The 18,461-nt window shown below is 59.7% G+C and carries 19 protein-coding genes; 14 read left to right on the top strand and 5 right to left on the bottom strand.

Annotated elements, in window-relative coordinates; all coding sequences use genetic code 11:
- Positions 1 to 61 precede the first annotated feature (61 nt).
- The 11 genes from ACQZ5F_RS22105 to ehuA all read left to right on the top strand — a co-directional run bounded on the left by ACQZ5F_RS22105 (position 62) and on the right by ehuA (position 11,988).
- Positions 62 to 1,540: an NAD-dependent succinate-semialdehyde dehydrogenase gene (locus ACQZ5F_RS22105; protein WP_225338204.1), complete on the top strand. Its 1,479-nt coding sequence runs from the start codon at positions 62 to 64 to the stop codon at positions 1,538 to 1,540.
- A 14-nt stretch (positions 1,541 to 1,554) separates the two neighbouring features.
- Positions 1,555 to 2,958, top strand: a complete 1,404-nt coding sequence (locus ACQZ5F_RS22100) for an aminotransferase (protein WP_448730959.1) — start codon at positions 1,555 to 1,557, stop codon at positions 2,956 to 2,958.
- Between the two features lie 168 nt (positions 2,959 to 3,126).
- On the top strand, positions 3,127 to 4,575 hold the full coding sequence (gene ehuR / locus ACQZ5F_RS22095; protein WP_080843120.1) for a MocR-like ectoine utilization transcription factor EhuR: 1,449 nt from the start codon (positions 3,127 to 3,129) through the stop codon (positions 4,573 to 4,575).
- Positions 4,576 to 4,645: 70 nt separating this feature from the next.
- Positions 4,646 to 5,665 carry a hydroxyectoine utilization dehydratase EutB gene (eutB, locus tag ACQZ5F_RS22090; protein WP_225338203.1) on the top strand — a complete coding sequence of 340 codons (1,020 nt, stop codon included), beginning with the start codon at positions 4,646 to 4,648 and terminating at the stop codon, positions 5,663 to 5,665.
- On the top strand, positions 5,662 to 6,675 hold the full coding sequence (gene eutC / locus ACQZ5F_RS22085) for an ectoine utilization protein EutC (protein WP_448730958.1): 1,014 nt from the start codon (positions 5,662 to 5,664) through the stop codon (positions 6,673 to 6,675). The genes eutB and eutC overlap by 4 nt, the downstream gene beginning before the upstream one ends.
- Positions 6,672 to 7,850, top strand: coding sequence for an ectoine hydrolase DoeA (doeA, locus tag ACQZ5F_RS22080; protein WP_080843117.1), 1,179 nt, complete (start codon positions 6,672 to 6,674; stop codon positions 7,848 to 7,850). Before eutC ends, doeA begins: the two co-directional genes overlap by 4 nt.
- Positions 7,851 to 7,854: 4 nt before the next feature.
- Positions 7,855 to 8,868: a N(2)-acetyl-L-2,4-diaminobutanoate deacetylase DoeB gene (doeB, locus tag ACQZ5F_RS22075; RefSeq protein ID WP_225338201.1), complete on the top strand. Its 1,014-nt coding sequence runs from the start codon at positions 7,855 to 7,857 to the stop codon at positions 8,866 to 8,868.
- 61 nt (positions 8,869 to 8,929) lie between these two features.
- Positions 8,930 to 9,781 (top strand): ectoine/hydroxyectoine ABC transporter substrate-binding protein EhuB, encoded by an 852-nt coding sequence (gene ehuB, locus ACQZ5F_RS22070; RefSeq protein ID WP_052820590.1) that lies wholly within the window; start codon positions 8,930 to 8,932, stop codon positions 9,779 to 9,781.
- A gap of 60 nt (positions 9,782 to 9,841) precedes the next feature.
- Positions 9,842 to 10,507, top strand: a complete 666-nt coding sequence (gene ehuC / locus ACQZ5F_RS22065; protein WP_448730957.1) for an ectoine/hydroxyectoine ABC transporter permease subunit EhuC — start codon at positions 9,842 to 9,844, stop codon at positions 10,505 to 10,507.
- Positions 10,508 to 10,519: 12 nt separating this feature from the next.
- Positions 10,520 to 11,212, top strand: a complete 693-nt coding sequence (gene ehuD, locus ACQZ5F_RS22060; RefSeq protein ID WP_046801285.1) for an ectoine/hydroxyectoine ABC transporter permease subunit EhuD — start codon at positions 10,520 to 10,522, stop codon at positions 11,210 to 11,212.
- On the top strand, positions 11,209 to 11,988 hold the full coding sequence (ehuA, locus tag ACQZ5F_RS22055) for an ectoine/hydroxyectoine ABC transporter ATP-binding protein EhuA (protein WP_052820588.1): 780 nt from the start codon (positions 11,209 to 11,211) through the stop codon (positions 11,986 to 11,988). The genes ehuD and ehuA overlap by 4 nt, the downstream gene beginning before the upstream one ends.
- A gap of 33 nt (positions 11,989 to 12,021) precedes the next feature.
- Here ehuA and ACQZ5F_RS22050 read toward each other — a convergent pair whose 3' ends face one another.
- Positions 12,022 to 12,930: a LysR family transcriptional regulator gene (locus tag ACQZ5F_RS22050; protein WP_225338200.1), complete on the bottom strand. Its 909-nt coding sequence runs from the start codon at positions 12,928 to 12,930 to the stop codon at positions 12,022 to 12,024.
- A 117-nt stretch (positions 12,931 to 13,047) separates the two neighbouring features.
- Here ACQZ5F_RS22050 and ACQZ5F_RS22045 point away from each other — a divergent pair, with 117 nt between their 5' ends.
- The 3 genes from ACQZ5F_RS22045 to ACQZ5F_RS22035 all read left to right on the top strand — a co-directional run bounded on the left by ACQZ5F_RS22045 (position 13,048) and on the right by ACQZ5F_RS22035 (position 14,711).
- Positions 13,048 to 13,770, top strand: a complete 723-nt coding sequence (locus ACQZ5F_RS22045) for an SDR family oxidoreductase (RefSeq protein ID WP_225338199.1) — start codon at positions 13,048 to 13,050, stop codon at positions 13,768 to 13,770.
- Between the two features lie 51 nt (positions 13,771 to 13,821).
- Entirely contained in the window at positions 13,822 to 14,100 is a 279-nt protein-coding gene (locus tag ACQZ5F_RS22040; RefSeq protein ID WP_404801039.1) for an Atu4866 domain-containing protein, read from the top strand.
- Positions 14,101 to 14,312: 212 nt separating this feature from the next.
- Positions 14,313 to 14,711, top strand: a complete 399-nt coding sequence (locus ACQZ5F_RS22035; protein ID WP_137087940.1) for a thioredoxin domain-containing protein — start codon at positions 14,313 to 14,315, stop codon at positions 14,709 to 14,711.
- Positions 14,712 to 14,806: 95 nt separating this feature from the next.
- Here ACQZ5F_RS22035 and ACQZ5F_RS22030 read toward each other — a convergent pair whose 3' ends face one another.
- The 4 genes from ACQZ5F_RS22030 to ACQZ5F_RS22015 form a co-directional block, all read right to left on the bottom strand.
- On the bottom strand, positions 14,807 to 15,802 hold the full coding sequence (locus ACQZ5F_RS22030) for a hypothetical protein (RefSeq protein WP_225338198.1): 996 nt from the start codon (positions 15,800 to 15,802) through the stop codon (positions 14,807 to 14,809).
- Positions 15,803 to 15,981: 179 nt separating this feature from the next.
- The gene (locus ACQZ5F_RS22025) at positions 15,982 to 16,851 is read right to left on the bottom strand and encodes a D-psicose 3-epimerase (RefSeq protein ID WP_448730956.1); all 870 of its coding nucleotides are present in this window, start codon (positions 16,849 to 16,851) and stop codon (positions 15,982 to 15,984) included.
- A gap of 65 nt (positions 16,852 to 16,916) precedes the next feature.
- Positions 16,917 to 17,582: a nucleoside triphosphate hydrolase gene (locus tag ACQZ5F_RS22020; RefSeq protein ID WP_225338197.1), complete on the bottom strand. Its 666-nt coding sequence runs from the start codon at positions 17,580 to 17,582 to the stop codon at positions 16,917 to 16,919.
- A 29-nt stretch (positions 17,583 to 17,611) separates the two neighbouring features.
- Positions 17,612 to 18,460, bottom strand: a complete 849-nt coding sequence (locus tag ACQZ5F_RS22015; protein ID WP_225338196.1) for a sugar phosphate isomerase/epimerase family protein — start codon at positions 18,458 to 18,460, stop codon at positions 17,612 to 17,614.
- Between the last annotated feature and the right edge of the window lies 1 nt (position 18,461).

Raw genomic sequence — 18,461 nt, 5'->3', positions numbered from 1 at the left:
ACGCCGCCGATCGATGATGCCGCGCCGCTAAGCTCCTTGCAAATAAAAAGGGAGCCTCCTCATGAAAGATATCGCCAGCGCGGCGCTAAAAAGTCTGCATCGGCCCGATCTGGTCGAGCATCGTGCCTATCTTGATGGGGCATGGGTGGCGCGTGACGAGAAACTGAGCGTTATCGATCCGGCCACCGGCGACCGCCTTCTCGCGGTAACCTCCTGCTCGCTCGACGATGTCGATGTCGCAATCGATGCCGCCGGCAAAGCCTTTCTCGACTGGCGCGAACGGCTGCCCGTCGAACGGGGCGATATCCTGCGCGCGTGGAGCAGATTGATGCGTGAAAACGCGGATGATCTCGCCACCATCATAACCGCCGAACAGGGCAAACCGCTTTCTGAATCCCTTGGCGAGATTTCCTATGCCGCCAATTTTCTCGACTGGTTCGCGAGCGAAGGCGAACGATCCTATGGTGAAACCATCCCGAGCCATTTGAAGGGCGGCAGCCTCTCCGTGCAGATGCAGCCAATCGGCGTTACCGTGGCAATCACCCCATGGAACTTCCCTTCCGCCATGATAACCCGCAAGGCAAGTGCCGCTCTTGCCGCCGGTTGCACCATGATCGTCAAACCGGCACCGGAAACGCCGCTCTCGGCCCTGGCTCTGGCAAAGCTTGCTGAAGAAGCGGGAATGCCATCAGGCGTTTTACAGGTGCTGCCGGGCGAAGCCGCCCCGCTGGCGCGCCGCCTTCTGGAACACACCGATGTTCGCGCATTTTCCTTCACCGGTTCGACGCAGGTCGGACGGATCCTCCTCGAACAATCGGCGGCAACGGTCAAAAAAGCATCGCTTGAGCTTGGTGGCCATGCGCCTTTCATCGTGTTCGACGATACCAATCTCTCCCAGGCGGTCAAAGGCTGCCTCGGCGCCAAATTCGCCACATCAGGACAGGACTGCCTTGCGGCAAACCGTATCTACGTTCAACGCGCAGTTTACGAACGGTTCGTCGACCAGTTTGCCAAAGCGACGTCCGAACTTGTGGTCGGCCACGGTCTTGAACCCGATATCGACATTGGCCCGATGACGCGCGCCTCCGTCGCCGAGAAATGCCGTCAGCAGATCGCCCAGGCTCTTTCAGCCGGCGCACGTCTGGTCTGCGGCGGGCAGGATAGTCCCCTGGGCGGCAATTTTGTTACGCCGACGGTTCTTGCCGACGTTACCGACGACATGCTGATCGCCCGCGAGGAAACCTTCGGGCCGGTCGCCGCCATATTGCCGTTCGATGACGAGCAGGAGGTGATCCGCCGCGCCAACGCGACGGAAATGGGGCTCGCAGCCTATCTCTACACCAACGACCTCGGTCGGGCGATGCGTCTCACCAATCAGCTGGAATACGGCATGGTGGCCGTCAACACGCCGAAATTCACCGGCGCGCCCGTTCCATTCGGCGGCTGGAAGCAATCCGGACTTGGCCGCGAGGGGTCGCGCCATGGTCTCCTGGAATATCTCGAACCCAAATATGTCTGCTTCGGCAATCTTGCTGCCTGAAAGGAATTTCTGTCATGACCATCGACATCAAACGTATCGCCGAAATGGATCGCAACGCGGTTCTGCACCCCTTTACGCAGCTGAAGGATTTCGCCAGCGGCAAGCTCGGCGAACCGACGATCGTTGAAACCGGCAAGGGCATTCGCATTCAGGATGCGCATGGCAAACAATTGATCGATGGTTTCGCCGGGCTTTATTGCGTCAATGTCGGTTATGGCCGCACCGAGGTGGCCGAGGCGATTTCCCGTCAGGCCTATCGCCTTGCCTATTATCATTCCTACGCCGCCCACACGACCGACGAACTGGCAATCCTTTCTGACCGGCTGGTGAAAATGGCGCCAGGCAGGATGAGCAAGGTCTTTTATGGCATGTCGGGTTCGGATTCCAACGAGACGCAGGCAAAGCTTGTCTGGTATTACAGCAACCTGCGCGGCAAGCCGGAAAAGAAGAAGATCATCTCGCGCGAGCGGGGATATCACGGCTGCAGCGTCGTCTCCGGCTCCATGACCGGCATGAGCTTTTATCATGACCATATGGACCTGCCGCGTGCGGGCATCCTGCACACCGGCGCTCCCCATCATTATTGGGGCGCGGAAGCAGGTGAGACCGAACTGGAATTTTCAAAACGGCGTGCCGACGAGCTCGAGGCCCTTATCCTTCGGGAAAATCCCGACACGATTGGCGCCTTCATTGCCGAACCGGTGCTCGGCACCGGCGGCATTACACCGCCGCCGGAAGGTTACTGGGCGGCGATACAGACTGTCCTCAGGAAATACGACATCCTATTGATCGCCGATGAAGTGATCACCGGTTTCGGCCGTACCGGCTCCATGTTCGGCTCGCAGCATTATGGCATCGAACCGGATCTGATTACCGTCGCCAAGGGCCTGACCTCCGCCTATTTCCCGCTCTCCGGCGCAATTGTCGGCGAAAAGGTTTACAAGGTGATGGAGGAAGGCGCTGACCGCGTCGGCGCCTTTTCCCACGGCTACACCTATTCAGGCCATCCAATTGGTGCGGCTGCGGCAAATGCCGTGCTCGACATCGTGGAAAAGGAAGACCTGCCGGGCAATGCACGGGCCGTCGGCAGCTATTTCCAGGAACAGCTCAAGGCGAAGTTTGCCCAGCTGCCAATCGTCGGGGAAGTGCGCGGTGTGGGCCTGATGGGGGCAATCGAATTTGTCGCCGACCGGGACAGGAAAACCCGCTTTGCCCCCGGCCTTGCGGTCGGTGCACGCGTTTCCAAGGCTGCGCGCAACGGCGGTCTCATTGCGCGCGCCATGCCGCATGGCGATATTCTGGGTTTTGCGCCGCCACTCGTCACGACGAAGGCGGAGGTGGACGAGATCATCGCCATCGCCGAAGCTGCTGTTCGCAGCGTCATGGATGAACTGGTACAGGCCGGCGAAAAGATCTGAGGATCCACCCATCCCGGCTTGCGCCATCAATGCCCGTTTGAGCGGCAACGACGTGACGATTGCGCATATTCGCCGTGCAATCGTCACCGGTGATGCATAACGCTTCATCTTTTTGAAGAACCGTGCATAATGTCATGAAATTACCTTCGCTAAAAACGAGACAATTTCATGCGTCGTCAAGCCAATCCGCTCAGCCTTGATCCGGTTCCCGCAACAAAACCGGTGGCATGGCGGCCAAGCCTGACCAAGCAGAAGGGCGAGACCAAACATTCGGCACTGACGGAGCGGATCATCGCCGATATCGATGCCGGTGTCCTGAAGCCGATGGACCGGATGCCGACCCATCGTGATCTGGCCCGCGATCTTGGCCTTTCCGTCCAGACCGTCAGCCTTTCCTACAAGGAGGCTGAACGGCTGGGTTATCTGAGCGGCGAAATCGGCCGCGGCACCTTCGTCAAGGCGCGGGTAACCGACCGGGCGGGCCGCATGATGCTGGATCACAGCCCGACCGAGGTGCTCGATCTTTCCATTATCCGCGGCGTTTATCTCGAAGAGCACGAAACTGCCTCGCGTGCGATCCTGCGCGAACTGGCGGATAGCGACAATTCGGGCTTCATGCGCCCCTGCCGTCCGGTCGCGGGACTGGACAGCCATCGCGAGACGGCACGCAGCTGGCTCGGCATGATGGGCGTCACGGCCGGTGCGGAGCGTATCCTTGTCACCAACGGCGCGGCGCACGGTATTTTCCTCGCGCTCAGCTGCATCGTCCGTTCGAGCGACGTCGTGCTGTGCGAAAACCTTACCGACCACGGCATTATCGGCCTTTCGAACATCCTGGGGTTCAGCCTCAAGGGGCTGCCCACGGATGGCGAGGGTATTTTGCCCGATGCGCTGGAGGCCGCCTGCGCGGCGGGCGGGGTGCGGGCGCTCGTTCTTATCCCCACCCTCAACAATCCCACCGGTCATGTCGCGGGCGCGGAACGCAGGCGCGAAATCGCCGCAATTGCGCAGCGACACGGCGTCTTCGTGATTGAGGACGAAGTGTATCGCCCGATGATCGAAGACGGGTTGCCGTCCATCACAGAGATGCTGCCGGATCTGGGCTTCTTCGTTACCAGCTTTACCAAGACGGTCCTAACGGGGCTGCGCGTCGGTTATCTCGTCGTACCACCCGCCTATTCCATCCGCGCCGCCTCCATCCTGCGCGTGTCGAGCTGGAGCGGTACATATCTGACGGCCGAGATCGCCACACGCTGGGTTGAAAACGGCACCGCGCGCCGGTTGCTGGACGTCCAGCGTGCCGAAGCCCGTGCACGGCAGACCATTGCGATGGAAATTCTCGGCGACCATATCGCCTCCAGCCATCCTCTCTCCTTCTGCGCCTGGCTCAAGGTTCCGCCGCACTGGACGGAAGACGGTCTGGTCCGTTCCCTGACCAACCAGAACGTCGCGGTCACGCCATCGGAACCCTTCGTTGCCGGCCCTGGCCATGGCGGCGGTATCCGCATATGTCTCGGTGGACGCCTCAACCATCAAACCCTCGTCAAGGCGTTGACGACGGTGCGTCAGGCCTTCGAGCAGCTACCGCCGGTTTATGATATAGGTTCCATCGGCTGAAACAGCCTTGCTCGAAAATCATTGAATCATTACAATATAATAATTGACATGATTTTACTTCGCTCCCAACATGACAATCATGAAGAGCGAAAACCTTTCCATATCCGCTGAAAAATTCCTGCTGCCGGTCTCGGTGGCGGATATCGAGCAGGCTGCCGCGCGTATCCTCGGCCACGTAGAACGGACGCCGCTGGTTCGCTCCGATTTCCTGTCACAACGCCACGGCGCGCCGGTCCATCTCAAACTGGAAACCCTTCAGCCGATTGGCGCCTTTAAACTGCGCGGCGCGATGAATGCGATCCTGTCGCTTGACGACGAGGCACGCAGGCGTGGCCTCGTCACCGCCTCGACGGGCAATCATGGCCGCGCTGTCGCCTATGCCGCGCGCAAACTCGGCATTCCCGCCACGGTCTGCATGTCGTCGCTCGTCCCGGCAAACAAGGTCGAAGCCATCCGCGCCCTCGGAGCCGATATTCGCATCGTCGGCAGATCGCAGGACGACGCGCAGGAGGAAGTTGAGCGCCTGACAGGCAGCCACGGCCTGACGTCGATCCCGCCCTTTGATGATGTGAATGTCGTGGCCGGTCAGGGCACGATCGGCATCGAAATTGTCGAAGACATGCCTGATCTGCAAACCATCCTCATCCCTCTCTCGGGTGGCGGCCTGGCGGGCGGCATCGCCGTGGCCGTGAAGGCTCTGAAGCCGCAGGCCCGTATCATCGGCATTTCCATGGAGCGCGGCGCGGCGATGCATGCATCGGTCTCGGCTGGCAAGCCTGTCTCCGTGCGAGAAGAGGAAACACTGGCGGATTCGCTGGGTGGTGGCATCGGGCTTGAAAACCGCGTGACTTTTGCACTCTGCCACTCGCTGCTTGACGAAATCGTGCTGGTTTCCGAGGCCGAGATTGCTGCCGGCATTCGCCATGCTGCACGTGAAGAAGGTTTGATCGTGGAAGGGGCCGGCGCAGTTGGTTTTGCCGCAATCCTGTCGGGCAAGATCAAAATCGCCGGCCCCACCGCCCTGATCGTCTCCGGCGGCAATATCGACCCGGCCATTCACAAGACAATCGTCGACGGAGCTGTCGCATGAGCCGCATCACTATCCTGACCGAAAACGACCTTCGCGCCATCATCAAGCTCGACCTGTCTTCCATCGATTGTGTCGAGCGGGCCTTTGCTGCGCTTGCCACCGAAGCCGTCGCCATGCCGCCGATCCTGCGTCTCGACATTCCAGAGTTCCGCGGCGAAGTGGATGTAAAGACAGCTTATGTGCCCGGCTTTGAAGGTTTCGCCATCAAGGTCAGCCCCGGTTTCTTCGATAATCCGAAGCTTGGCCTGCCGAGCCTCAACGGCCTGATGATCCTCTTCAGCGCAAAAACGGGTTTGGTGCAGGCGCTACTTCTCGACAATGGCTATCTCACCGATATTCGCACCGCCGCAGCCGGCGCTGTCACTGCGCGCCACCTGTCGCGCGAGGATGCCTCCATCGCCACGATTTTCGGCGCAGGCATGCAGGCACGGTTGCAGCTGGAAGCCCTGATGCTGGTTCGCCCGATAAAATCGGTCCGGATATGGGCAAGAAACCACGACAAGGCGCAGAAACTCGCCGACGATTTCGCGCGGGAACACGGCATCGAAGTCGTCGCCGTAACCGACCCGCGCGACGCAATACGAGGCGCGGAGATCATCGTGACCACAACGCCATCAGAACAACCGATCCTCCTTGCCGATTGGCTGGAGCCGGGCCAACACCTGACCGCGATGGGATCGGACGCCGAACACAAGAACGAGATTGACCCCGCCGTATTTGGCCGGGCGACCTATGTCGCGGACCGTCTCACACAGACCCGTATTCTCGGCGAATTACACCATGCGATTACCGCAGGGCGTGTCATGCCGGATCAGCAATTCGCCGAACTTGGGGCCATCATCGCCGGCAAGGCGCAGGGCCGGGTGAGCCGGGACCAAATAACCTTTGCCGACCTGACCGGCACTGGCGTGCAGGACACCGCCATCGCCAATCTCGCCGTCATCAGAGCAAGAGACGCGAAGAGCGGCCAAATCATCGAAAACAGCGTGAAAATGGGAGATGCAGCGTGAGCATAACGCTGAACTTTACGCGCGAGGAATATGCCGCGCGCCTGTCCAAAACCCGCAGAGCCATGGAAAAGGCCGGCATCGATCTTCTTGTTGTCACCGACCCGTCCAACATGCATTGGCTGACCGGTTATGACGGCTGGTCTTTCTATGTACATCAATGCGTGCTGGTGCCGCCGGATGGCGAGCCGATCTGGTATGGCCGCAAGCAGGACGCCAATGGCGCAAAGCGCACAGCCTACCTCGCCCATGACAATATTATCGGCTATCCCGATCATTACGTTCAATCGACCGAGCGGCACCCGATGGATCTGCTATCGCAGATCATCGGAGAGCGGGGCTGGTCCGGCCTCACCGTCGGCGTCGAGATGGATAACTACTATTTCTCCGCCGCCGCCTTTGCGTCGCTGCAGAAAAATTTGCCAAACGCCCGCTTCAAGGATGCCGCCGGTCTCGTGAACTGGCAGCGGGCCGTCAAGAGCCCGACCGAACTCGATTACATGCGCAAGGCCGGCAAGATCGTCGAGCTGATGCACAAGCGCATCGTCGATGTCGTTGAGCCCGGCATGCGCAAATGTGATCTCGTTGCCGAGATTTACGATGCCGGCATTCGCGGCACCGCCGAATTCGGCGGTGATTATCCCGCCATTGTTCCGCTGCTGCCGTCGGGAGCCGACGCTTCGGCGCCGCATCTGACATGGGACGACAAACCGATGCGCCTGGGAGAAGGGACGTTCTTTGAGATCGCCGGCGCCTACAGGCGTTACCACTGCCCGCTGTCGCGCACCGTTTTTCTCGGCAAGCCGACACAGGCGTTTCTCGACGCGGAGAAGGCTACGCTCGAAGGCATGGAAGCCGGACTTTCGGCGGCGAAGCCGGGCAACACCTGCGAAGACATCGCCAATGCCTTTTTTGCGGTGCTGAAAAAATACGGGATCATCAAGGACAACCGTACCGGCTATCCGATCGGCCTGTCCTATCCGCCTGACTGGGGCGAGCGCACCATGAGCCTGCGGCCCGGCGACCGCACGGAGCTGAAACCTGGCATGACGTTCCATTTCATGACCGGTCTGTGGCTTGAGGACATGGGGCTCGAAATCACCGAAAGCATCGCGATCACCGAAACGGGCGTCGAGTGTCTGTCGAATGTGCCGCGGCAACTCTTCGTGAAGGGCTGAGACGATGTTGAGCAACGCTCCTCGCCCCTCGCCGATCACGCCCTCCGTCGATTTCGACGCGAAAGGCGTGCAGCACGGTCATTTGCGGCTACCCTATAGCCGCGATGACAGTGCCTGGGGTTCGGTGATGATCCCGATCTGCATCATCGCCAATGGCGAAGGGCCGACAGCGCTTCTGACCGGCGCCAATCATGGCGACGAGTATGAAGGGCCGGCGGCACTTTTCGAGCTTGCCCATACGCTTGATCCGGTTGAGGTAAGCGGGCGCATAATCATCGTGCCGGCGCTCAACTATCCGGCCTTTCGCGCGGGCACACGTACTTCGCCAATCGATCGGGGAAACCTGAACCGCAGTTTTCCCGGCCGGCCTGATGGAACGGTGACGGAAAAGATCGCCGATTACGTGACCCGCCATCTGATACCGCTGGCGGATATCGTTCTCGATTTCCATTCCGGCGGCAGGACGCTCGACTTCCTGCCCTATGCCGCCGCTCACGAATTGCCCGACAAGGCACAGGAGGCCCGTTGTTTTGAGGCGGTGGCGGCCTTTGCGGCGCCCTATTCGATGAAGATGCTGGAAATCGACGCCGTCGGCATGCTCGACACGACTGTCGAGGAACTCGGCAAGGTTTTTGTGACAACCGAACTCGGCGGGGCCGGCACGGCGAGCGCAAGATCGATCGATATCGCCCGGAAGGGCAGCCTCAACCTGCTGCGCCATGCCGGCATACTGGCCGGCTCGCCGGATTCCGCCCCAAGCCGCTGGCTGGACATGCCCTCCAGCGATTGCTTCACTTTTGCCGAAGATGACGGGCTCGTCGCCTTTGTCCGCGATCTGGGAGACGCGGTCACGGCAGGTGAAACCATCGCCCGGGTCTATCCGGTCGGGAAAACCGGCCTCGCGCCGGTCGATTACCGCGCATCCATGCATGGCGTGCTTGCGGCGCGCCACGTTCCCGGCCTGATCAAGGCCGGCGACTGCCTTTCCGTCATCGCCACGGTAACGGAGAACACATAGTCAAACGAACCCACGTGAGATCCGAAAACGGACCACGCAACCCAACCAGAGGAGTAATACCATGCACATCACCAAACTCGCCGGGCTTTCCGCCCTTGCCCTTGCCATCGGCATGACCTCGGCCAGCGCCTTGACCCTCGAGGAGGTCAAGAGCCAGGGATATATCCGGGCCGCCACGGCAAACGAAGTCCCCTATTCCTACATGCAGCCCGACGGCACATCTGCCGGGATCGGGCCTGATGTGGCAAATGCGGTCCTGAAATCCATGGGTATCGAAGAGGTCAACTGGACAGTGACGCCGTTCGGCACGCTGATCCCCGGTCTCAAGGCCCGTCGCTTCGACTTCGCGGCGGCAGAACAGAACATCTCGCCCGAACGCTGCAAGCAGGTCTCCTTCACCGAGCCGAACTCTTCCTACGGCGAGGGCCTGCTGGTGAAGAAAGGCAATCCGAAGAAGCTGACGACCTATGCCGATATCGCCAAGGATCCGTCCTTGAAAGTGGCCGTCGTCTCAGGCGCCAACAATGTCGACTTCCTGCGGGCAGTCGGCGTCAAGGAAGAGCAGATCGTCTTCATTCCGGCCAATGCGGATGCAATCCCCACCGTGCAGAGCCGCGCGGATGCGTATGCGGCCACGGAGCTGACCGTCTCCGAACTCGCCAAGAACCAGGCCAATGTCGAGCAGGTCAAACCGTTCGTGGATCCGATCGTGAAGGATGCGCCGGTCCGCAACTATGGCGGCTTCGCCTTCCGCCCCGAGGACAAGGAGTTGCGCGACGCATTTGACGCCGCTCTGGTCGAGTTCCGCAAGACGGATGACTACAAGAAAATCCTGTCCAAATACGGTCTCTCCGAACAGAGTATCGCGGCCGCTGCCGAAAAGAAGGTCGCCGATCTCTGCGCCGGAAAATAAAGCTCAGCGGCGCTCGGTCTTCGCCGGGCGCCGCTCGTCAGGAACTTGGGAAAACTCCAGATGGATATGACCGCCTACCTGCCGATGATGTGGCAAGGCGCCGTCGTCACCATGACGATCACGCTCGCAGCGCTCGTTGTCGGGACATCGCTTGCCTTTTTCTTCGGGATTTTGCGTGTCGAGGGCGGCCCCATCCTGTCCACGGTCGCGCTTTGTTATACGGAGGTGTTTCGTGGCACCTCGCTGCTGGTTCAGCTCTTCTGGTTCTATTACGCGCTGCCGCTGGTGGGGCTGAGCTTTGATCCGATCACCACAGGTATTCTGGTGCTTGCCGCCCATGCCGGCGGTTATGGCGCGGAGATCGTGCGCGGTGCGCTATCCTCCGTTTCCGTGCAGCAGCTGGAAGCGGCCCGGGCGCTGAATTTTACCCGGATGCAGACGCTGTTTCGCATCTCGCTGCCGCAGGCAATCGTCGAGATGATGCCGGCATTCGGCAATCTGGCGATAGAAACGCTGAAGCTTTCTTCGCTCGTGTCGCTGATCTCGATTGCCGACCTCACCTTTGCGGCACAGTCGATCCGCAACCTGACGCTGGATAGCACCAGCATCTATTCGATCACGCTGCTCTGCTATTTCGCGATGTCCCTGATCCTGATGGTCATCATCCAGGTGATCGAACATTTCGTCAGGCGCGGCAACGTCTTCCCCCGCACCCGCCATTCGTAAGGATATCTTCTCATGATGTATGGTTACGAATGGGACACCACCACCTGGCTCACCTACACAACCTCGATCCTGCCCATCATCCTGATCGGCCTGACGGTAACGTTGAAGGCGGCAGCCGCCGGCTTCGCCATCGCGCTGGTTCTGGGGCTTGTTTTTGCACTGCTGCGTCGCAGCCGGGTCAAGATGATCTCCTGGCCGACTGCGCTGGTTGTCGAATTCCTTCGCGATACGCCGCTTCTGGTGCAGCTGTTCTTCCTTTATTACGTGCTTCCGGATTTCGGCATCGTGCTACCCGCCTTCCTGACCGGCGCGCTGGCGCTCGGCCTGCAATATGCGGCCTACACCTCCGAGGTCTATCGCGGCGGCATCGAGGCCGTGCATCATGGCCAATGGGAAGCGGCGACTGCACTTAATCTCACACGCATGCAGACCTATCGGGATATCATCATCCCTCAGGCCATCCCGCGCATCGTGCCGGCCATGGGCAACTACCTTGTCGCCATGATCAAGGAAACGCCGGTGCTTTCCGTCGTCACGGTTCTGGAGATGATGGGGCTTGCCAACATGATCGGCGAGCGCACCTTCGAATATCTGGTCCCGCTGACGCTTGTCGGCCTGATCTTCCTCCTTCTGACAATAATCTGCTCGGCAGGCCTCAGCCGCCTGCAAAGGGCACTTCCAAAAGCAGGAATACCCTTGCGATGACCAACACCACCAATCAGCCGCTGATCGAATTTTCCGATGTCACGAAGCGTTTCGGCATTCTGACGGTTCTCGACCAGTTCAATTTCAGCGTGGCAAAGGGCGAAAAAGTCACGCTTATCGGCCCGTCCGGCTCCGGCAAATCAACGGTTCTGCGCATTCTCATGACGCTGGAACCGTTCCAGGAGGGCAAGCTTACCCTTGCCGATATCTCCTATCATGAACAGGGCGGCAAAGGGCCCTTTCAGGCTTCGGAGAAACACCTTCGCCAGATCCGCAATCACGTCGGCATGGTCTTTCAGAGCTTCAACCTCTTTCCGCATATGACGGTGCTTCGCAACATCGTGGAAGCGCCGGTGCGGGTGCTGGGCATCGCCCGCGCAGAAGCGGAAGCGCGGGCAATCGAATTGCTGAAGATGGTCGGGCTGGCCGACAAGAAGGATCATTATCCGGTACAGCTTTCCGGCGGGCAGCAGCAGCGCGTCGCCATTGCCCGTTCGCTTGCCATGCGCCCGCGTGTGCTGCTTTTTGATGAGCCGACCTCGGCGCTCGACCCGCAGCTGGTGGGCGAAGTGCTTTCCGTCATTCGTGATCTGGCCCATGAACACGATCTGACGATGCTGCTTGTTACCCATGAGATGCGTTTTGCCCGCGAAGTGTCAGACCGCGTCTGCTTTTTCGACAAGGGCCGCATCTGCGAACAGGGAGCACCGGAGGAAATTTTCGGCGGGCCGAAAGAAGAGCGAACCCGCGAATTTCTGTCATCGGTTTTGCGGTAAAGCGACAACGAAGCCAAGGCGCGCCATGATCGTCTAAAGCGACCGCGTGCGTTGCCTTGATGTCTTGACGTGATCGATCAGCGCCCGGAGTTTGGGCGCCAGATTACGCCTGCTCGGATAATAGAGGTAGAATCCGGGAAAATAAGGTGAGTAGTCTTCAAGCAGCGGCACCAGCTCTCCGCGATCGATCCAGCTGCGGAATGTATCTTCAATGCCGAAGGTGATTCCTGCTCCCGCCACCGCCATTCGGATCATCAATCCCATGTCGTTGGTGGTGATCTCCGGCGCTACCGCGACGCTGAATTCCCGCCCGGCCTGCGCAAACTCCCAGCGATAGGGTGCGCTGCGCGGAGCCGGCCGCCAGCCAATGCACCGGTGATGTGCCAGTTCCTTCGGGTGAGTGGGCTTGGCTCTGCCTTTGAGATAATCAGGCGAACAGACCGCGAGCTGCCGCACATCCCCGGATATAGGCACGATGATCATGTCCTCATCGATCACCTCGCCCAGCCGCACGGCTGCGTCATAGCCTTCGGCAACAATATCGAACTCCTCATCGGTCACCATGACATCTAGGTGGACATCCGGATAGGCAGCCGTGAAGCCGGCAAGAAGCGGCCCGGACAGGAAGTCTTCGGCAATGGACGAAACGGCGAGCCGCAACAGCCCGTTCGGACTTTCGCGCAATTCGCCCGCCTGTTCCACCGCCGCCGACATTTCGGCTATGGCGGGAGCAATATTGGCATAAAGCCCCTCACCCGCCTCGGTGAGACTGACGCTGCGGGTGGTGCGCAGCACCAGCGCCAGGCCGAGCATTTCCTCCAGCCGCCGAATTGTCTGGCTGACGGCGGAACGTGACACGCCCATTCGGTCCGCGGCAGCGCTGAAACTCTTCAGTTCCGCCACCAGCGCAAAGACCGAGAGAGCGTTCAGATCGGGCGTCACTGTTTAGCTTTCCTTACCACTATGGAAATTAATAGGCATCTTATCTCAACAATGCTGCCTGTCTATCTTTCATGCAACCGCAATCGAGCGGTGGTTTCAAAAAGGAAGGACAGAACGATGGACAAGGTTGTTCTCATTACGGGAGCCTCCAGCGGCATTGGCGCGGGTATCGCGCGTGAACTCGGCAAGGCTGGTGCAAAACTCATGCTCGGCGCCCGCCGTACGGCGCGGCTGGAGGAACTCGCAAAGGAGATCCGGGAAGCGGGTAACAGCCAGGTGGCGGTCAGCCGACTGGATGTCACCAACCGTGCCGATGTGGCAGACTTCGCGGATAAGGCGCGCGAAACCTTCGGCCGGGTCGATGTCATGGTCAACAATGCCGGCGTCATGCCGCTTTCCCTGATGGCCTCGATGAAGGTCGACGAATGGGACCGCATGGTGGACGTCAACATCAAGGGCGTGCTGCACGGCATCGCGGCCGTGCTGCCGGAGATGACGTCGCGCGGTTCCGGCCACATCATCAATATCGCCTCCATCGGGGCGCTGTCGGTGGTGCCGACCGCCGCCGTCTACTGCGCCACGAAATTCGCCGTCCGCGCGATTTCGGACGGGTTGCGACAGGAACGGCCGGATCTGCGCGTCACCTGCATTCATCCCGGTGTGGTGGAAAGCGAACTGGCGGAAACGATCACCGATCCGGCAGCAGCCGAGGCCATGAAAACCTACCGCGCCATTGCGCTAAAGCCCGATGCCATCGGCCGCGCGGTGCGTTTCGCCATCGAACAGCCTGATGACGTCGATCTGAACGAGATCGTTGTTCGCCCAACGGCTGCCGCCTGAGGAGGAAAACAGATGAAAAACATGACAATACCCGTTGCCGCTGCCATTGCCATGCTCACAGGGACCGAAACCAGCGCCGGTTCCACGCCCCCGCAAGCTCACCCCTATGTCGGAATGTGGGTGACAGGTGACGGCCATATCCGTCAGGAGCTTTTGGCCAACGGGCGTTATGACGAAGCCCGCGGCAACCGTAAAAGCGCCTATCAGGGCCGTTACGTCGTGACCGGCAATCACATCGATTACCGGGACGATACCGGCTTTACCGCGGATGGAACGTTCATAGATGATGTCCTGCACCATGGCGGCATGATCTTTTACCGGGAGCGGTAAAGCACAGCGCGATGATGGATCGCGGCCACCCGCGATCCATCACCAGAAGACACCTGCGGTATCACAGTATTTTCACAGCTGTTCGCGGTGTTTGAGATCGTTCGCAAGACACTTGGGAAAAACGATTTCACTGGTCGCTTTCTGTCGACATTGCATGCAACGGATCATCGACATACCGTCGACCGGCCTGCGCAGTCGGTAAGGAGGATGCAATGAAAACAGATTGGAACGTGGTCAGGAACTTGATGAATGCCGCAATCGACGCCTGCGAGCGCATAGAGGCATCAGGATATGTCGAGGCTGACCGCGACGCGGTGATCGATATCGCAGGCCAAGAGGTCAGCGTCCATGATTTGCTTGTGAGTGCATGGACTTACCCTGAGAAGCTACGTTATCAGATTATACGCGAACGCCACGATGCGGGGGGCGATCTGCCCTATGTGCCAGAAACCGCGCGCATTCTGCTGGCCATGTCTCAGGCTGCGGCTGAACTCGTAAACGCAGGTGACGTCACGCCCGCCGAAGAAAAGCTTCGTAAAATGATCGCCTGGTTCGATAGCCACCTGGCGTCAGGTATCGAAGCGGCAACGGCCAATCGCAAAAAGGCATGACCACGGCCTTTTTACAGGACTGGATTTTCCTTCATCCCAGCGTTCAGCGTGTGCTCGCGGGCGGGCCATTTCGCCGCATCCCTGCCCGGTCCTGTTCAATCCGCCGGGGTGGCCAGAACCTCTCCTTCCCTGTTCTGCACGAGGCTTGCGGGCGATGACGGCTGAGGATCAACATCAGGCAGAGGTGGGGTGAGCAGCCATGCGGCTGGATAATCTTTCCGGAGGTGCCGGGAGTTGTAGCGAACATGGGTTCCGGCCGCATGGCGGCGGGTTCCGAGCGTTGCCTCTTTTGACAGGACCGCGCCTTTGATTTCGTAGAGTTTTCGTTCGTCATCAAGGGCAATCGTCGCATCGGAGAGATCGAAATTATCGACGCGAACGGTCTGACCCTGCGGCGTGCCGAGAACCCATCTGTCGGAATCGACGAAGCCGTCGATATAGACATTGCCGGTGGAAGCGCGCAGGGACGTTCCTTCCGGCAGGGTGATGCCATCGACGACATTGCCATTGGCAAGAATACATCTGCTGAAGGCGGATATGCTGCCATCGGGCCGCAGATCAAATTCCACCGGCTGGGTCGCGTCGCAGCGCCAGCCGCTCTGGGTGGTTACGCCATTGCCGGTTATCCGCATGTTGTCGGGGGTAAAGCCAATGGTTTCGTAGTTGTCGTTGGTTTTTATCGCGATATAGCGGGCGATCTCGACGGCATCGATATCTGCAACGCGCACGGGATGCGGAAACAAGGCGCGGCTGAAGGCGTCCCTTGTATCGGCAATGGCAAGCTCGAGTTTCGTACCTTTGGGCATATCGATCTGGCCAAGCCGGGTCGGTGCAAGCAGTTCCGGCCGGTAGCTTGCCGTCCTCTCCCTGTCATAAGCCCGCATATGGATATAAAAATCACCAGTTTTCCACACGGTGAAGGCTGCGATGGCGGTCACCAGCCCATAGGGCAGCAGCATCGGGCGTTTCCAGCGGCCGCAGATATATCGAATGAGCAGCCCCAGCGTCCAGACGACCCAGACAAAGGTCGTGGTGAGAAGGAAGGCGACGAGAAGCAGCGCTTCGACGGACGGGAGTGCGACAGGGATCATGTGAACCAATGGCCTTGGGCGGACCGTTTCCGATCCTCAGATACCCCGCAGCCTTAGCCCATGAATTGTGGTTTGTTCAACCAGCCGATTGACTGCCCGCGTCGGTCATCAGTCTGTTTTTGGTGAGAGACCAGGCGCCGCCGGTGACGGGCGCCTGGGCAACACGCGTTTTGCGGACATCAGCCGCCGAGGACGAAACGGGAGAATGCCAGGGAATTTCTGGCGTCCTCGTCCATTTTGGCGATGTCGGCGCCATTGCTCAGATCACGCCACACCTTGATATCAGAACCGATGGTGCCACCGGTCTTGACGAACGGCTCCATGACGACGGCACCGGTGTAATTGATATCGCGAAGCGCGAGGCCGATTTCCTGCCAGGGCATCCTGCCTTTGCCCGGAACACGGCGATTGCTCTCGCCGGTGTGGAAGTGACCCAGCAGCGGGCCGGCCGTGCGTATGGCTTCGCCGAAACTGTCTTCCTCGATGTTCATGTGGAAGGTATCGAGCATGACCTTCACATTGTTCTTTCCGACATCCTTCACAAAAGCGACGCCTTCGGCCGCCGTGTTGAGCACGTGATTTTCAAAGCGGTTGAGGACTTCGATGCACAGGTTGATGCCGAGATCATTGGCGAAATCGGCAATGCCGTGAATACCCTCGACACCACGTGCGTAATCACCCGGCTTGTCGACCGGCTGCGAATAATCGATCGGCCAGTAGGAATGCAGGGCGCCGCCGATGGTGCGGATGTCGAGCTTGGCGACATTGGTGAGCGTCCGCTCAAAAAACGCCTTGCCCGCCGCGCGCACGGCCGCATCGTCCGACGACAGGTTCTTTGATTTCGACGGGCCGATGCCGGCGGTGAGCATGATGCCGTTATCCTTCGCACTCTGCTTGATCACGGCGAGTTCGGCGTCGCTGTATTCGTTGATATGGTGGGCGGCGACTTCGATGATATCGAAGCCGAGTTTGGCGACCTTTTCGATATAGGGGCCGAACTTGGCGCTCCACTCATGTTCCCAGTAAGAATAATAGATGCCGTGTTTCATGGGGATTTCTTTCGCTTCTGTTTCACTTGGTTGGGATGTGGGCGCCCGCGATCATTCGGTGCGTCTCAGGAAGCGGCCCCGCTTCCCGGATTGCCGATGCGAAGATCGGGTTCGCTGCTCGTCGAGATGATGAAACGGCCGTTGGGAAGATCGTTCTCCTCGACCTTCCGGTTGATCTCGTCTTCGGCAAGACCGAAGCCCAGCCAGCGGTTTCTCAGCCGCGCACGCAGATCGTCCTCGCTGACATCGACAAAAACCGTCAGATCGAAGATCGGTTTGAGACGGTTCCAGGGCGATTGGCCGGCGAGGAGATAATTGCCTTCACAGACGATGATATCGACGGATTGCGGGATCAGCCGGCCGCCGGCGCGGGCGATTTCGATCGCCCGGTCAAAGACCGGAACGGCAATGACATCATCCTCATTGGCCTTGAGGCGCTCGAGCATGTGCCGCAACCCGTGGGCATCGAACGTATCGATGGCGCCCTTGAATGGTCGGCGGTTCATCTCTTCGAGCACGGCATCGTCATAGTGATAACCATCCATCGGGAAAAGCGCGGCGGGCTCGCCTCCGCCGGCGTTCAACACATCCACCACACCTTCGGCAATGGTCGATTTTCCCGATCCCGGGGCGCCGGCAATCGCGATCATCACGCGTCGGCCTTTTGCCCTTTCCAGACGCTGGAGGGCCAAGCCCGCAATCTCACGGGCATTATCGTCAATTGTACTCAAGGTGGTCCTCGCCCCGATCATGATTGCGGTCAGAAAATCCGGTACTGGCTTGCCTTGTCGCGCAGGAAGGCCAGCCCCTTGTCGAGGACCTCGTCTGCGCCTGAAGCGACCGGCCGCCAGGTGGAAATCGCACCCGCCATCTCCTCCGGCATCGCGGCGAAACTCTCGAGCGTCAGTACGCCCTTGAAGCCAATCGCCGCGAGTGCGGCAAACACCGCGTCCCAGGCAACGTTGCCGAAACCCGGCGTGCCGCGGTCACTTTCCGACATATGCATGTATTTCAAATGGTTACGGGCAGCGACGATGCCACTGGCGATGCCCTTCTCTTCCATGTTCATGTGGAAGGTATCGAGATGGACAAAGATATTGTCGGCGCCGATACGCTCGACCAGCGCCACCGCCTGTTCAGCTGAGTTGACCAGATGGTTTTCGTATCGGTTGACGGCCTCGATCCCGAATTGCAGGCCAAGCGTCTTCGCGTGGCCGGCAGCCTGAGATAGCGCGCGTGTCAGATTGTCGTATTCAGCCTGCGTCGGCGGGAAACCCGTGCGCTCGCTGGTGCCGCCATAGGTGACGCCGGTCAGCGCTTCCGCCCCCATTTCGGCGGCCTTGTCCAGCGCGGCGTTCAGATGCGCGACGGCTGCTTCCGGGCGGACGGAGGCCCAGGCAGGCTCCGGCAGAACCAGCGAGCAAGCGGCCCGCAGGCCGTATTTCTCCAGCAGGGCGCGGGTATGCGCCGTATCGACGGATGGGAGATCGACAAGCGGAATCTCGATGAAGTCCTGCCCATAATCCGCAGCACCTGTAATGGCCCGCCTGGCGCTTTCATGATCCCAGTTGAGGGACCACATCATTGCGTGAACACCGAAGCCTTGCACG

The sequence above is a fragment of the Agrobacterium sp. 22-210-1 genome, assembly GCF_053522525.1.
This window is presented reverse-complemented; position numbering and strand designations above follow the sequence as displayed.